The following is a 15,245-nucleotide window of genomic DNA, read 5'->3' as shown; positions in this document are numbered from 1 at the left end:
CCCTTGCCAAGCGTTGGTGGAGGATTATGCTGGGCGCCGTTTTGACTGTTCGGAGTGTTCCATGTCTCGCCGCTTGCCCGTGATCGTGCTGCTCATCGTCCTGCCGTTGTGGCTGGCCGCCAGTTATGGCTTGCGCTACGGCTTTATGGAGGATGCGCGCTGGGTGGGCGCCTGTGTCGAGGAGGCCGCGCGCTGGGAATGCTCGCTGCGTTCCAGCCTGGGCTGGATGATCCACTTCAAGGTGCTGGGCTGGAGCGCCCTGGGTACTGCGCTGCTGGCATTTGTCCTGCCGGGGCGCAGCGGCTGGTGGCTGGCGGTGCTGGCGTTGCTGGCCGGCATTCCGGCCCTGGCGTTGTACAACACCACCTTGGCGGTGTTCGCGGTGGTGATTGGCGCATTGCGTCTGGTGCGGGCTGCGCGATCCTGAAGTGGCGGCCGCGGGCGCAATCCAGGCGTCCCGCGGCCAACAGGCCAAGGTTCAGGCGAGACGGGCCCTGAGGCTGCGCCACAGCGCGGCCACCATCAGCAGGCTGACCAGGGCCCAGCCCCAGGCCTGTTGGTTGGCCAGGCCTTCCTGGTACAGCTGGGGAGCGATGCCGGCACCCAGGATAAAGGTCAGCAGGGCAATTTCGCGGCGCGGGACGCGGACCGGGCGGCACAGGTAGACCAGCGCCGGCAGCACCAGGGCCGCGCTGGGGAAGCTGCGGTAGCGTGGGTCGAACACCAGTTCCAGCATCATGACTGCAGCGGCGAAGCCCGCTGCCGCCAGAAGCCAGCCGGCCCGTTGTTCCAGGGCGTTGAAGGCCCGTTGGCGCCAGCCTTGGCGAGGGCTCAGTGTCAGTGCGGCGTGGCTCAGAACCAGCAGGTTCAGGCCCAGCAGCAAGGCGGCCCACACCCACTCCCCGGTGAAACGGCTGGTGACCCGTGCCAGTTCGGCCCAGGTGCCGATGGCGCAGGCCGCCAGCGCTCCCAGTAGCGGCAGCAGCAGTGCCGCGTGCCGGGTCCGGACTGGTCCGCCCAGCACCAGGGTGCCAAGGAAGATCACGCCGCCCACGCCCAGCCACAGCGGCCAGTAAGGCAGGTTGGAAACCGGGCCGGCGAGGATGCCCTTGTCCTGGCGATCGGCGTCGAACAGTCCCCAGTAGCCGCCCACCGCACCTTCGCTGGCGCGTTTCCAGGGTTGGTCGAAGGCTTCGATCAGGTTGTAGTGCCAGCCGTTGTGCTCTGCCAGGGCCACGAAGCCGCGAATGAACTTGGCTTCGTTGACCCGGCTCGGCACTGCGGTTTCGCGCTGGCGGCCTTCGCTGGGCCAGCCGGTTTCACCGATCAGCACGTCCTTGGGGGCGAAACGGTTGCCGAACACCTGGCGCACCTCGGCCACGTGGTTGAGGGCGGCGTCGATGTTCGATGGATCGTCTTCCCAATAGGGCAGCAGGTGGATGGTGAGGAAGTCCACCGCCGGGGCGATTTCCGGGTGCTTGAGCCAGAACTCCCAGACGTCGGCGTAGGTCACCGGCTGCTTGACCCCGGCCTTGACCTTGAGAATCAGCCGCGCCAGTTGGGCGCCGGTGACTTCCTTGCGCAGCAGGGCTTCGTTGCCGACGATCACCGCGCTGACCACGTCCGGGTTGGCGTTGGCCGAGGCGATCAGCAGGTCGACTTCTTTTTCGGTGTCCACCGGGTTGCTGTTGACCCAGGCGCCGATCATCAGCTTCAGGCCGTGCTTGCGCGCCAGCTCGGGCAGGGCTTCGAGTCCGGTCATGGAGTAGGTGCGGATGCATTCGAACCGTGTGGCCAGCAGCGCCAGGTCGGCATCCATGCGCTCGGGGCGCAGTGCGAACGGCTGGTCGAAGGGCGACTGATCCTTGTCGAACGGCGTGTAGGACGCACATTGCAGTTTGTGGCTGGCGCTGGCGACGTCGGGCAGATGCACTGGCTGGCCAAGGCCGTACCAGTAGCCGCAAAGGGCCAGCAGGCCGATCAGGCAGGCAAACAGATAAGCAGGGAAGGGGAAGCGGGCGGAGGCGGACATGGTCAGGCCATAGCAGAACAAAGCCCGGCATCTTACCCGTATTTGTCCGGGGCTTGGTGGTCGGCATGCTGTAGCCATGCAAAGTTCGGGCGGGCCTGCGGCATGGGATCGGCGGCGGGCCGGTTAATGGCTATCTGATGTCGTTGCTGGTTGTCTTGAGGTCGCAGACAGAGCAGGTCGCGGGCGAAGGCAGGTTGATGATCGAAGCATCAGTACTCCGCTGATGATCGAACGCGTTCGCGGTGAGGCGTGATGGGGGCGCTGTGCACCATAACCATACGTTGACGTGCCTGGCAGCCGCCTGGCACTGCACTATTCGGGGAAGTAACGATGAAGATGCGACGACTCTTAGGCGCAGGTGCCGCACTGGTACTTGCCATCAGCTCCACTCTGGCCAGTGCCGACAGCAAGACCCTGAGCATCGGCTACGTCGACGGCTGGTCCGACAGCGTGGCGACCACCTATGTGGCCGCGGAGGTGATCAAGCAGAAGCTCGGTTATGACGTCAAGCTGCAAGCGGTTGCGACCGGGATCATGTGGCAGGGCGTGGCCACCGGCAAGCTCGATGCCATGCTCTCGGCCTGGTTGCCGGTGACTCATGGTGAGTACTGGGCCAAGAACAAGGACAAGGTGGTGGACTATGGCCCCAACTTCAAGGACGCCAAGATCGGTCTGATCGTGCCCGAGTACGTCAAGGCCAAGACCATCGACGACCTCAAGACCGACACCAGCTTCAAGAACAAGATCGTTGGCATCGACGCCGGGTCCGGGGTGATGCTCAAGACGGATCAGGCGATCAAGGACTACGGCCTGGACTACAAGCTGCAGGCCAGTTCCGGTGCGGCGATGATCGCTGAGCTGACACGTGCCGAGGAAAAGCAGGAGTCCATCGCCGTGACGGGCTGGGTGCCGCACTGGATGTTCGCCAAGTGGAAGCTGCGTTTCCTTGAAGACCCGAAAGGCGTCTACGGCGCTGCTGAAACCGTCAACAGCATCGGCAGCAAGGGGCTGGAGAAGAAGGCGCCGGAAGTGGCGGCGTTCCTGAAGAAGTTCCAGTGGGCGTCCAAGGATGAAATCGGCCAGGTCATGCTGGCCATTCAAGACGGCGCAAAACCGGAGGCAGCGGCCAAGGACTGGGTTGGCAAGCACCCGGAACGCGTTGCCGAGTGGACGGCTAAATAGCCGCCAGGCGTCTAGATAGAGGGTCCCGGGGCCGCCCGCTGCTTGCAGTGGGCGGCCCTTGTTTTTTTCGCGGGGAAAATTGGCGAGCTGGCTAATGTCGTTCTAATACTAAGGTCGTCTGGAACCTGCTCCATAGCCGCATAGAGTGGACGAAGGTCTGTTGACGCTTGGTGGCGAGCCGCGTTGCTGGGCCAGCTTGTGCGAGGCAAGGCGCGAGATGCCGCCAATGGTTATTCCCTTGGCAAATCCCGCAACGCAGCCTCGCGCAAGTTGGCATGCAACCGAAGGGACGGGGTCCACTTGGTGCAGGGCTGCGTTTCTCGGAGCTTATTTGGAACAACCAAACTGCGCTCCTCGCGCCTTGCCCTGCACCAAGTGGATCACCGTCGCGGTCGTCACCAAGCGTCAACAGACCCTAGGTTCCACCTAAAATCTGTGCTGCGAGGATAAAAACAATGAACGACAGCATTTACCTCTCGATTCAAAACAGCCCGCGTTTCAAGGAGCTGGTCAGCAAGCGAGAGCGGTTCGCCTGGATTCTCTCGGCGATCATGCTTGGGCTTTACTCGGGTTTCATCCTGTTGATCGCCTATGGGCCCCAGATCCTGGGCGCCAAACTCAGTCCGACGTCATCCATCACCTGGGGTATTCCCATTGGTGTCGGCTTGATTGTCTCGGCCTTCGTCCTGACGGCCATCTATGTGCGACGCGCCAACGGTGAGTTCGACGAGCTGAACAACGCGATCCTGAAGGAGGCTCAGCAATGATCCGACGTCTATTCGCAGCACTCGGTCTTGCCGCTTTCGCTCCCGCCCTCTGGGCCGCAGACGCTTTGACAGGCGAAGTCCACAAGCAACCCCTCAACGTTTCGGCGATTGCCATGTTCGTGGTGTTCGTTGGGGCTACGCTGTGCATCACCTACTGGGCCTCCAAGCGCAACAAGTCGGCTGCCGACTATTACGCGGCGGGCGGCAAGATCACCGGCTTTCAGAACGGCCTGGCGATTGCCGGTGACTACATGTCCGCGGCGTCCTTCCTGGGGATTTCCGCCCTGGTGTTCACTTCCGGCTATGACGGCCTGATCTACTCCATCGGCTTCCTGGTGGGCTGGCCGATCATTCTGTTCCTGATCGCCGAGCGCCTGCGCAACCTGGGCAAGTACACCTTTGCCGACGTGGCGTCCTACCGCCTCGGGCAGACCCAGATCCGTACCCTGTCGGCCTGCGGCTCGCTGGTGGTGGTAGCGTTCTACCTGATCGCGCAGATGGTGGGTGCCGGCAAGCTGATCCAGCTGCTGTTCGGCCTCGACTACCACGTGGCGGTGATCCTGGTGGGGATCCTGATGTGCCTGTATGTGCTGTTCGGCGGCATGCTGGCCACCACTTGGGTGCAGATCATCAAGGCGGTGCTGCTGTTGTCCGGCGCGTCCTTCATGGCGCTGATGGTGATGAAGCACGTCAACTTCGACTTCAATACCCTGTTCTCCGAGGCGATCAAGGTTCACCCCAAAGGTGAGGCGATCATGAGCCCGGGCGGCCTGGTGAAGGATCCGATCTCGGCCTTCTCCCTGGGTCTGGCGCTGATGTTCGGTACCGCCGGCCTGCCGCACATCCTCATGCGTTTCTTCACCGTGAGCGATGCCAAGGAAGCTCGCAAAAGCGTGCTCTACGCCACTGGTTTCATCGGCTACTTCTACATCCTGACCTTCATCATCGGCTTTGGCGCGATCCTGCTGGTGAGCACCAATCCGGCCTTCAAGGATGCGGCGGGTGCCTTGCTCGGCGGTAACAACATGGCGGCGGTGCACCTGGCCAATGCGGTGGGTGGCAGCGTGTTCCTCGGCTTTATCTCGGCAGTGGCCTTCGCCACCATCCTGGCGGTTGTGGCGGGTCTGACCCTGGCGGGTGCCTCGGCGGTGTCCCACGACCTGTATGCCAGCGTGATCAAGAAGGGCAAGGCCAACGAGAAGGACGAGATCCGCGTTTCCAAGATCACTACCGTGGCCTTGGGTGTGCTGGCCATCGGCCTGGGCATTCTCTTCGAAAGCCAGAACATCGCGTTCATGGTGGGCCTGGCGTTCTCCATCGCCGCCAGCTGCAACTTCCCGGTACTGCTGCTTTCCATGTACTGGAAGAAGCTCACCACCCGCGGCGCCATGGTTGGTGGCTGGCTGGGCCTGGTCAGTGCGGTGGCGCTGATGGTCCTCGGTCCAACCATCTGGGTGCAGATCCTGCATCACGAGAAGGCGATCTTCCCGTATGAGTACCCGGCGCTGTTCTCGATGATCATCGCCTTCATCGGTATCTGGTTCTTCTCCATCACTGACAAGTCGGCTTCGGCTGTCAACGAGCGGGCCCTGTTCTTCCCGCAGTTCGTGCGTTCGCAGACCGGTCTGGGTGCCAGTGGGGCGGTGTCGCACTAAGCGAGAGGGTGGCATCGGCTTCTATATAGAAGCTGTGTAATGGCGAAATGCCTCGGTCGAGAGATCGGGGCATTTTTGTGTCCGCTCGTCCTGTACTACTGGCGCCGAGTTCAGGCGCAGGGTCGTAGGCGCGGGCTTGCCGGGCAAAGCGTATTTGAGGGGGGAGGGAGTGCGGGGCTCTTCACCGGCAAGCCGGCTACTGCGCTGTGTAGGCAAGGGAGGGCAGAAACAAATACGACCTCTGTTAGAGGCCGTATTCGGTGCAGCTAAGACGTGTGCGCAAGGCGGGTCTTATTTGCGGTCTTCCAGCTTGGTGATGTCGCGCGACTCGTAGCCGGTGTACAGCTGACGTGGACGGCCGATCTTGTAAGGGCTGGAGAGCATTTCTTTCCAGTGGGAGATCCAGCCGACGGTCCGCGCCAGGGCGAAGATCACGGTGAACATACTGGTTGGAATGCCGATCGCCTTGAGGATGATCCCCGAGTAGAAGTCGACGTTCGGGTACAAGGAGCGTTCGATGAAGTACGGATCGGTCAGGGCGATCTCTTCCAGGCGCATGGCCAGTTCGAGCTGAGGATCGTTGTTGATGCCGAGCTCTTTCAGGACTTCGTCGCAGGTCTGCTTCATCACGGTGGCGCGCGGGTCGCGGTTTTTATACACACGGTGACCGAAGCCCATGAGTTTGAACGGATCGTTCTTGTCCTTGGCCTTGGCGATGAACTTGTCGATGTTCGATACATCGCCAATTTCGTCGAGCATGGTCAGTACGGCTTCGTTGGCGCCGCCGTGGGCAGGGCCCCAGAGTGCCGCAATACCGGCTGCGATACAGGCGAACGGGTTGGCGCCCGAAGAGCCGGCCAGGCGCACGGTGGAAGTCGAGGCGTTCTGTTCGTGGTCGGCGTGGAGGATGAAGATCCGGTCCATTGCCTTGGCCAGTACCGGGCTGATCGGTTTGATCTCGCACGGGGTGTTGAACATCATGTGCAGGAAGTTTTCCGCGTACGACAGGTCGTTGCGCGGATACATCATCGGTTGGCCCATGGAGTACTTGTAAACCATCGCAGCCAGGGTCGGCATCTTGGCGACCAGGCGCACGGCGGAAATTTCGCGGTGCTGCGGGTTATTGATGTCCAGGGAGTCGTGGTAGAACGCCGACAGGGCACCGACTACGCCACACATCACCGCCATCGGGTGAGCGTCGCGGCGGAAGCCGTTGAAGAAGCTCTTCAGCTGCTCGTGAACCATGGTGTGGTTCTTTACGGTGCTGACGAACTGAGCCTTTTGTTCGGCGGTGGGCAGTTCACCGTTGAGCAGCAGGTAGCAGGTTTCCAGATAGTCCGACTTTTCAGCCAGTTGTTCGATCGGGTAGCCGCGATGCAGCAGAATGCCGTTGTCGCCGTCGATGTAGGTGATTTTCGACTCGCAGGAGGCGGTCGACATGAAACCCGGGTCAAAAGTGAAGCGGCCCGTGGCCGTCAGGCCCCGAACATCGATTACATCGGGACCAACGGTGCCGGTTAAAATGGGCAGCTCGACGGGGGCTGCGCCCTCGATGATCAACTGCGCTTTTTTGTCAGCCATGTGGCCTCCTATTTATGCTTGAAATCATCAGACAGACCCCCCACGCAGGGCCCGCACCACTATAGTGAGATAAATCTGAATGTCAATTTGCCTAAAGTCTTGTCCCAGAAGGCTTTGGGAGGGATTTTTTAGCGAAATTCACCGCCATTTACGCCTTTTATATGGCTAACGCAATCAGCTATTAGGGGAAGGCGTTTGCGTTGTCATTAGTAGCCTAACTGTCTATACTCGGCCACCGACCTCCGTAGGCTTCTGGGCCCGCTTTATTGGGGGTCGCACTCCCTGGGTAGTGGTTACCTGACCAGTGCACTCCCCAACAACTTTGCCCTGATTGTTAGGGGCTCTTCAGTGTGAAAAAAAGCCGTGAATAGCCAACGACCTGTAAACCTAGACCTAAGGACCATCAAACTCCCCATCACCGGCGTTACGTCGTTTCTTCACCGTGTTTCCGGCATCATCCTCTTCCTGGGCATCGGCATCATGCTTTATGCATTGAGCAAATCCCTGGGTTCCGAGGAAGGCTATGCCGAGGTGAAGGCGTGCTTGACCAGTCCGCTGGCCAAATTCGTTGCATGGGGCCTCCTGTCCGCCTTGCTGTATCACTTGGTGGCCGGTGTACGCCATCTGATTATGGACATGGGCATCGGTGAGACGCTGGAAGGCGGCAAGCTGGGCTCGAAAATCGTTATCGCCGTATCCGTGGTGGTAATCGTTCTGGCGGGAGTTTGGATATGGTAACCAGCGTTACGAACCTGTCGCGTTCGGGCCTTTATGACTGGATGGCACAACGTGTGTCTGCGGTCGTTCTCGCGGCTTATTTCATTTTCCTGATCGGATACCTCGTAGCGAATCCGGGCATTGACTACACCCAGTGGCATGGCCTGTTCGCAAACAACTGGATGCGTATCTTCAGTCTGCTGGCCATGGTGGCCCTGGGCGCTCACGCCTGGGTCGGCATGTGGACCATCTCGACTGACTACCTGACGCCGATGGCGCTGGGCAAGTCGGCGACAGCAGTGCGTTTCCTTTTCCAGGCAGTATGCGGCGTCGCGATGTTCGCTTACTTCGTCTGGGGTGTGCAGATTCTCTGGGGTATCTGATTCATGGCTAACATTCCAACCATTTCTTTCGACGCCATCATCATTGGCGGCGGCGGCGCCGGCATGCGTGCCGCACTGCAGCTGGCCCAGGGTGGCCACAAGACTGCCGTGATCACCAAGGTGTTCCCGACCCGTTCGCACACTGTGTCTGCCCAGGGCGGCATCACCTGCGCGATCGCCTCGGCGGACCCGAACGATGACTGGCGCTGGCACATGTACGATACCGTCAAGGGTTCCGACTACATCGGTGACCAGGACGCTATCGAATACATGTGTCAGGAAGGCCCGGCTGCGGTCTTCGAACTGGACCACATGGGTCTGCCGTTCTCCCGTACCGAAACCGGTCGTATCTACCAGCGTCCTTTCGGCGGTCAGTCCAAGGACTACGGCAAGGGCGGCCAGGCGGCTCGTACCTGCGCAGCTTCCGACCGTACCGGTCACGCGCTGCTGCACACCCTTTATCAGGGCAACCTGAAAGCCGGTACCACCTTCCTCAACGAGTGGTACGCAGTCGATCTGGTGAAGAACCAGGATGGCGCCTTTGTTGGCGTGATCGCTATCTGCATCGAAACCGGCGAAACCACCTACATCCGCTCCAAGGCCACCGTTCTGGCTACCGGCGGTGCAGGTCGTATCTACGCTTCCACCACCAACGCCCTGATCAACACCGGTGACGGTGTAGGCATGGCGCTGCGTGCCGGCGTTCCGGTGCAAGACATCGAAATGTGGCAGTTCCACCCGACCGGCATCGCCGGCGCTGGTGTACTGGTAACCGAAGGTTGCCGTGGTGAAGGTGGCTACCTGATCAACAAGCACGGCGAGCGTTTCATGGAGCGTTATGCTCCGAACGCCAAAGACCTGGCTGGCCGCGACGTTGTAGCGCGCTCCATGGTCAAGGAAATCATCGCCGGCAACGGCTGTGGCCCGAATGGCGACCACGTGATGCTCAAGCTCGATCACCTGGGTGAGGAAGTGCTGCACAGCCGCCTGCCTGGCATCTGCGAGTTGTCGAAGACCTTCGCCCACGTTGACCCGGTGGTTGCTCCGGTTCCGGTCGTTCCAACCTGTCACTACATGATGGGCGGCGTTGCCACCAACATTCATGGTCAGGCGATCACTCAGAACGCTGCTGGCGAAGACACTATCATCCCTGGCCTGTTTGCAGTGGGTGAAGTGGCTTGCGTATCGGTACACGGTGCCAACCGTCTGGGCGGCAACTCGCTGCTGGATCTGGTGGTGTTCGGTCGTGCAGCTGGCCTGCACCTGGAAAAAGCGCTGTCCGACGGTATCGAATACCGCGACGCCAGCGACACCGACGTCGACGTAGCCCTGAACCGCCTGGCCAAGCTCAACGAGCGCACCACCGGTGAAGACGTTGCAACCCTGCGTCGCGAGCTGCAGAGCTGCATGCAGAACTACTTCGGTGTATTCCGTACTGGCGAATACATGCAGAAGGGTATCGCCCAGCTGGCCGATCTGCGTGAGCGTATCGCCAACGTCAAGATCAACGACAAGTCTCAGGCTTTCAACACTGCACGTATCGAAGCACTTGAGCTGCAGAACCTGCTGGAAGTGGCTGAAGCCACCGCCATCGCTGCCGAAGTGCGTAAGGAGTCCCGCGGCGCTCACGCCCGTGAAGACTTTGAAGACCGTGACGACGAAAACTGGCTGTGCCACACCCTGTACTTCCCGGGTGAGAAGCGCGTTGCCAAGCGTGCGGTCAACTTCTCGCCGAAGACTGTTCCGACTTTTGAACCAAAAGTCCGGACTTACTAAAGGGTGATCGATATGTTGCAAGTTGAAGTTTATCGTTACAACCCAGACACCGACTCGGCTCCGAAAACCCAGGTTTTCCAGGTCGACACCGGTGGCAAGGACCTGATGGTGCTGGACGTGCTGGCGCTGATCAAAGAGCAGGACGAGGGTTTCTCCTACCGTCGTTCCTGCCGTGAAGGCGTTTGCGGTTCCGATGGCATGAACATCAACGGCAAGAACGGCCTGGCGTGCATCACGCCGCTGTCTGCCGTGGTCAAGAAGAACAAGCTGGTTATTCGTCCGCTGCCAGGTCTGCCGGTTATCCGTGACCTGGTCGTCGATATGAGCATCTTCTACAAGCAATACGAGAAGGTGAAACCATTCCTGCAGAACGATACGCCGGCTCCGGCCATCGAGCGTCTGCAGTCTCCGGAAGAGCGCGAGAAGCTCGACGGTCTGTACGAGTGCATCCTGTGCGCTTGCTGCTCGACCTCTTGCCCGTCCTTCTGGTGGAACCCGGACAAGTTCCTGGGTCCAGCTGCCCTGCTGCAAGCCTATCGCTTCCTGGCAGACAGCCGTGACACCAAGACATCCGAGCGTCTGGCTTCCCTGGACGACCCGTTCAGCGTATTCCGCTGCCGGGGGATCATGAACTGCGTCAACGTATGTCCCAAAGGCCTGAACCCGACTAAGGCCATCGGTCACATTCGTAACATGCTGCTGCAGAGCGGCGTGTGATTCAGCTGTTGTACCCGTAGGACCGCTGTACCCGTAAAAGCCAAGGCGCGGGCTTCAACCCGCGTCATGGCTCTAACCTGAGCAGCAGCTCACAAAGTGGCTGCTCTTATTTTTGAAGAAATGAGACAAGCAGGGGCATCCGGGCTGGTACCCGGACTATCAGCGTGATCCTAAGTGGCTTGTTTTGGTCGCTGCATTCGGACTTCTGCAAGCTTGCTCGGTGTCTTCGCCGGTGGTGTTCCCCTAACCGAGGGTGACCAAGCATGCAAGAAAGCGTGATGCAGCGCATGTGGAACAGCGCCTACCTATCCGGTAGTAACGCTGCCTATGTGGAAGAGCTCTACGAGCTCTACCTGCACGACCCTAACGCTGTGCCAGAAGAGTGGCGCACTTACTTTCAGAAGTTGCCTACCGACGGCAGCACTGCCATCGATGTTTCGCACTCGACAATCCGCGATCATTTCGTCTTGCTGGCAAAGAACCAGCGCCGCGCCCAACCGGTATCCGCCGGCAGCGTGAGCAGTGAGCACGAGAAGAAGCAAGTTGAAGTGCTGCGATTGATCCAGGCCTATCGGATGCGTGGCCACCAGGCAGCCCAGCTTGACCCGCTGGGGCTGTGGCAGCGTCCTGCACCTGCAGACCTGTCGATCAATCATTACGGCTTGACCAATGCCGATCTTGATACGACCTTCCGTGCCGGCGACCTGTTCATCGGCAAAGAGGAAGCGAGCCTACGCGAAATTCACGAAGCGTTGCAGCAGACATATTGCCGCACCATCGGCGCTGAATTCACGCACATCACCGATTCCGAGCAGCGCCAGTGGTTCCAGCAGCGTCTGGAAAGCGTGCGCGGCCGTCCGACCTATTCCGCCGACATCAAGAGCCACCTGCTCGAGCGCGTCACCGCCGGCGAAGGCCTGGAAAAATACCTGGGTACCAAATACCCGGGCACCAAGCGTTTCGGCCTGGAAGGTGGCGAAAGCCTGATTCCGATGCTCGACGAGTTGATCCAGCGTTCCGGTTCCTACGGCACCAAGGAAGTCGTGATCGGCATGGCCCACCGTGGCCGCCTCAACGTGCTGGTCAACACCTTCGGCAAGAACCCGCGCGAGCTGTTCGACGAGTTCGAAGGCAAGAAGAAGGTCGAGCTGGGCTCCGGTGACGTCAAGTACCACCAGGGCTTCTCGTCCAACGTGATGACCACCGGTGGCGAAGTTCACCTGGCCATGGCGTTCAACCCGTCCCACCTGGAAATCGTTTCTCCGGTGGTCGAAGGTTCGGTGCGCGCCCGTCAGGACCGTCGCAACGACCAGACCGGTGACAAGGTTCTGCCGATCTCGATCCACGGTGACGCGGCATTCGCCGGTCAGGGCGTGGTGATGGAAACCTTCCAGATGTCCCAGACCCGCGGTTTCCGTACCGGCGGCACTGTGCACATCGTGATCAACAACCAAGTTGGTTTCACCATCAGCAACCCGCTGGACTCGCGTTCCACCGAGTACGCCACCGACGTTGCGAAGATGATCCAGGCGCCGATCCTCCATGTGAATGGTGATGATCCGGAAGCCGTGTTGTTCGTGACCCAGCTGGCCATCGACTACCGCATGCAGTACAAGCGCGATGTGGTGATCGACCTGGTCTGCTACCGTCGTCGCGGCCACAACGAGGCCGACGAGCCAAGCGGCACCCAGCCACTGATGTATCAGCAGATCACCAAGCAGCGCACCACCCGTGAGCTGTATGCCGATCGCCTGATCCAGAGCGGTGTGCTTGACGCAGAGCGTGTTCAGGCGAAAGTCGATGAGTACCGCAATGCGCTGGACAACGGTCTGCACGTAGTGAAGAGCCTGGTCAAGGAACCGAACAAAGAGTTGTTCGTGGACTGGCGCCCATACCTGGGCCACACCTGGACCGCGCGTCACGACACCACCTTCGATCTCAAGACCCTGCAGGAACTGTCCGCCAAGCTGCTGGAATTGCCAGAAGGCTTCGTGGTTCAGCGTCAGGTCGCGAAGATCTACGAAGACCGTCAGAAGATGCAAGCCGGCGGCCTGCCGATCAACTGGGGTTACGCTGAAACCATGGCGTACGCGACCCTGGCGTTCGAAGGTCACCCAATCCGCATGACCGGCCAGGACATCGGCCGCGGCACCTTCTCGCACCGTCACGCTGTTCTGCACAACCAGAAAGATGCCAGCACTTACGTGCCGCTCAAGCATCTGTTCGAAGGTCAGCCGCGCTTTGACCTGTACGACTCCTTCCTGTCGGAAGAGGCGGTACTGGCATTCGAATACGGCTACTCGACCACCACGCCGAACGCGCTGGTGATCTGGGAAGCCCAGTTCGGCGACTTCGCCAACGGTGCGCAAGTGGTGATCGACCAGTTCATCACCAGCGGCGAGCACAAGTGGGGCCGTCTCTGCGGTCTGACCATGCTGCTGCCTCACGGTTACGAAGGTCAGGGCCCCGAGCACTCCTCGGCACGCCTGGAGCGTTACCTGCAGCTGTGTGCCGAGCACAACATTCAGGTGTGCATGCCGACCACGCCGGCACAGATCTACCACTTGCTGCGTCGCCAGGTGATCCGTCCTCTGCGCAAGCCGCTGGTGGTACTGACTCCTAAGTCGCTGCTGCGTCACAAGCTGGCCATCTCGACTCTGGAAGATCTGGCCGAAGGTTCGTTCCAGACCGTTATTCCGGAAATCGACGCACTGGACCCGAAAAAGGTCGAGCGCCTGATTCTGTGTAGCGGCAAGGTCTACTACGACCTGTTGGAAAAACGCCGTGCCGAAGGTCGTGAAGACATCGCCATCGTGCGTATCGAGCAGCTGTATCCGTTCCCTGAGGACGACCTGAACGAAGTCCTGGCTCCGTACACCAACCTCAAGCACGTGGTCTGGTGTCAGGAAGAGCCGATGAACCAGGGCGCCTGGTACTGCAGCCAGCACCACATGCGTCGCATCGTAGGCAATCACGACAAGTCGCTCGTACTCGAGTACGCCGGCCGTGACGCCTCTGCTGCGCCTGCTTGTGGCTACGCGTCGATGCACGCTGAGCAGCAGGAAAAACTGCTGCAAGATGCTTTCACTGTTTAACGCCTTCGCGCACCTGAAACCGAATTTAAGGAACCACAGATAATGGCTATCGAGATCAAAGCCCCCACTTTCCCGGAATCGGTTGCCGATGGCACCGTTGCCACCTGGCACAAGCAACCGGGCGAAGCCGTCAAGCGCGACGAGCTGATCGTCGACATCGAGACCGACAAGGTTGTGCTGGAAGTTCTGGCCACCGCTGACGGCGTGCTGGGCGCTATCGTCAAGAACGAAGGCGACACCGTTCTGTCCGACGAAGTTCTGGGCTCCATCGTTGAAGGCGGTGCCGCTACCGCTGCTCCTGCTGCCGCTGCTCCGGCCGCTGCCGCTGCTGCCCCGGCTGCCGCTGACGGCGAAGACGATCCAATCGCCGCTCCTGCCGCGCGCAAGCTGGCTGAAGAAAACGGCATCAACATCGCTTCCGTTGCCGGTACCGGCAAAGGTGGTCGTGTGACCAAGGAAGACGTAGTGGCTGCCGTTGCCGCCAAGAAAGCCGCTCCGGCTGCCGCGCCTGCCAAGGCTCCGGCCCCGGCTGCCGCTGCTCCGGTGTTCGCTGCCGGTGATCGCGTCGAGAAGCGCGTACCAATGACCCGTCTGCGTGCCAAGGTTGCCGAGCGTCTGGTTGAAGCCCAGTCGAACATGGCGATGCTGACCACCTTCAACGAAGTCGACATGACCGAAGTCATGGCTCTGCGTTCGAAGTACAAGGACCTGTTCGAGAAGTCCCACAACGGCGTGCGCCTGGGCTTCATGTCGTTCTTCGTCAAGGCCGCCACCGAAGCGCTGAAACGCTTCCCTGCGGTCAACGCCTCGATCGACGGTTCCGACATCGTTTACCACGGCTACGCCGACATCGGTGTTGCGGTGTCCAGCGACCGTGGCCTGGTGGTTCCGGTTCTGCGTAATGCCGAGTTGATGAGCCTGGCCGAAATCGAAGGCGGCATTGCCACCTTCGGCAAGAAGGCTCGCGACGGCAAGCTGTCGATGGAAGAAATGACCGGTGGTACTTTCACCATCACCAACGGTGGTACTTTCGGCTCGATGATGTCGACCCCGATCGTCAACCCACCGCAAGCCGCTATCCTGGGCATGCACAACATCCTGCAACGTCCTATGGCGATCAACGGTCAGGTAGTAATCCGTCCGATGATGTACCTGGCGCTGTCCTACGATCACCGTCTGATCGACGGTAAAGAAGCTGTGACATTCTTGGTAACCATCAAGAACCTGCTGGAAGACCCGGCGCGTCTGCTTCTGGACATCTAAAAAGCAGTTGCAAGCTGCAAGCGACAAGCTCCAAGCCCCCAGGGCGAGGGGCTTCAAGCTTGCGGCTTGCGGCTTCT

12 protein-coding genes are annotated in these 15,245 nt (G+C 60.3%); 10 read left to right on the top strand and 2 right to left on the bottom strand.

Going from position 1 to position 15,245, the window contains the following annotated elements; genetic code table 11:
- Window positions 1-61: 61 nt before the first annotated feature.
- On the top strand, window positions 62-427 hold the full coding sequence (locus ACMGG8_RS26030; RefSeq protein WP_060842833.1) for a hypothetical protein: 366 nt from the start codon (window positions 62-64) through the stop codon (window positions 425-427).
- 51 nt (window positions 428-478) lie between these two features.
- Here ACMGG8_RS26030 and ACMGG8_RS26025 read toward each other — a convergent pair whose 3' ends face one another.
- Window positions 479-2,032 (bottom strand): beta (1-6) glucans synthase, encoded by a 1,554-nt coding sequence (locus tag ACMGG8_RS26025; RefSeq protein WP_414158691.1) that lies wholly within the window; start codon window positions 2,030-2,032, stop codon window positions 479-481.
- A 330-nt stretch (window positions 2,033-2,362) separates the two neighbouring features.
- Between ACMGG8_RS26025 and ACMGG8_RS26020 the strand changes: the two genes are divergently transcribed.
- From ACMGG8_RS26020 to ACMGG8_RS26010, 3 genes are all read left to right on the top strand, one after another.
- Window positions 2,363-3,214 (top strand): glycine betaine ABC transporter substrate-binding protein, encoded by an 852-nt coding sequence (locus tag ACMGG8_RS26020; RefSeq protein ID WP_060838186.1) that lies wholly within the window; start codon window positions 2,363-2,365, stop codon window positions 3,212-3,214.
- Between the two features lie 455 nt (window positions 3,215-3,669).
- Window positions 3,670-3,981 carry a DUF485 domain-containing protein gene (locus ACMGG8_RS26015; RefSeq protein ID WP_016968084.1) on the top strand — a complete coding sequence of 104 codons (312 nt, stop codon included), beginning with the start codon at window positions 3,670-3,672 and terminating at the stop codon, window positions 3,979-3,981.
- Window positions 3,978-5,636: a cation acetate symporter gene (locus ACMGG8_RS26010; RefSeq protein WP_060838187.1), complete on the top strand. Its 1,659-nt coding sequence runs from the start codon at window positions 3,978-3,980 to the stop codon at window positions 5,634-5,636. Before ACMGG8_RS26015 ends, ACMGG8_RS26010 begins: the two co-directional genes overlap by 4 nt.
- Before the next feature lie 291 nt (window positions 5,637-5,927).
- On the opposite strand, the gene gltA is transcribed toward ACMGG8_RS26010, so the two are convergent.
- The gene (gene gltA / locus ACMGG8_RS26005; RefSeq protein WP_011060047.1) at window positions 5,928-7,217 is read right to left on the bottom strand and encodes a citrate synthase; all 1,290 of its coding nucleotides are present in this window, start codon (window positions 7,215-7,217) and stop codon (window positions 5,928-5,930) included.
- Between the two features lie 363 nt (window positions 7,218-7,580).
- Between gltA and sdhC the strand changes: the two genes are divergently transcribed.
- The 6 genes from sdhC to odhB all read left to right on the top strand — a co-directional run bounded on the left by sdhC (window position 7,581) and on the right by odhB (window position 15,168).
- Complete coding sequence (sdhC, locus tag ACMGG8_RS26000; protein ID WP_011060048.1) at window positions 7,581-7,955, top strand: succinate dehydrogenase, cytochrome b556 subunit; 375 nt, start codon at window positions 7,581-7,583, stop codon at window positions 7,953-7,955.
- Entirely contained in the window at window positions 7,949-8,317 is a 369-nt protein-coding gene (gene sdhD, locus ACMGG8_RS25995) for a succinate dehydrogenase, hydrophobic membrane anchor protein (RefSeq protein ID WP_011060049.1), read from the top strand. The genes sdhC and sdhD overlap by 7 nt, the downstream gene beginning before the upstream one ends.
- A 3-nt stretch (window positions 8,318-8,320) precedes the next feature.
- Window positions 8,321-10,093: a succinate dehydrogenase flavoprotein subunit gene (gene sdhA / locus ACMGG8_RS25990; protein WP_060838188.1), complete on the top strand. Its 1,773-nt coding sequence runs from the start codon at window positions 8,321-8,323 to the stop codon at window positions 10,091-10,093.
- A gap of 12 nt (window positions 10,094-10,105) precedes the next feature.
- Window positions 10,106-10,810: a succinate dehydrogenase iron-sulfur subunit gene (locus ACMGG8_RS25985; RefSeq protein ID WP_022643104.1), complete on the top strand. Its 705-nt coding sequence runs from the start codon at window positions 10,106-10,108 to the stop codon at window positions 10,808-10,810.
- A gap of 263 nt (window positions 10,811-11,073) precedes the next feature.
- A complete protein-coding gene (locus ACMGG8_RS25980; protein ID WP_016968088.1) occupies window positions 11,074-13,905 on the top strand; it encodes a 2-oxoglutarate dehydrogenase E1 component in 2,832 nt (943 codons plus the stop codon).
- 42 nt (window positions 13,906-13,947) lie between these two features.
- Complete coding sequence (odhB, locus tag ACMGG8_RS25975; protein ID WP_060838189.1) at window positions 13,948-15,168, top strand: 2-oxoglutarate dehydrogenase complex dihydrolipoyllysine-residue succinyltransferase; 1,221 nt, start codon at window positions 13,948-13,950, stop codon at window positions 15,166-15,168.
- Window positions 15,169-15,245 lie beyond the last annotated feature (77 nt).

The sequence above is a fragment of the Pseudomonas sp. BNK-45 genome (assembly GCF_047456255.1).
Lineage (GTDB): Bacteria > Pseudomonadota > Gammaproteobacteria > Pseudomonadales > Pseudomonadaceae > Aquipseudomonas.
The sequence above is the reverse complement of the archived record's forward strand: the minus strand, read 5'-3'. Positions and strand labels throughout refer to the sequence as shown.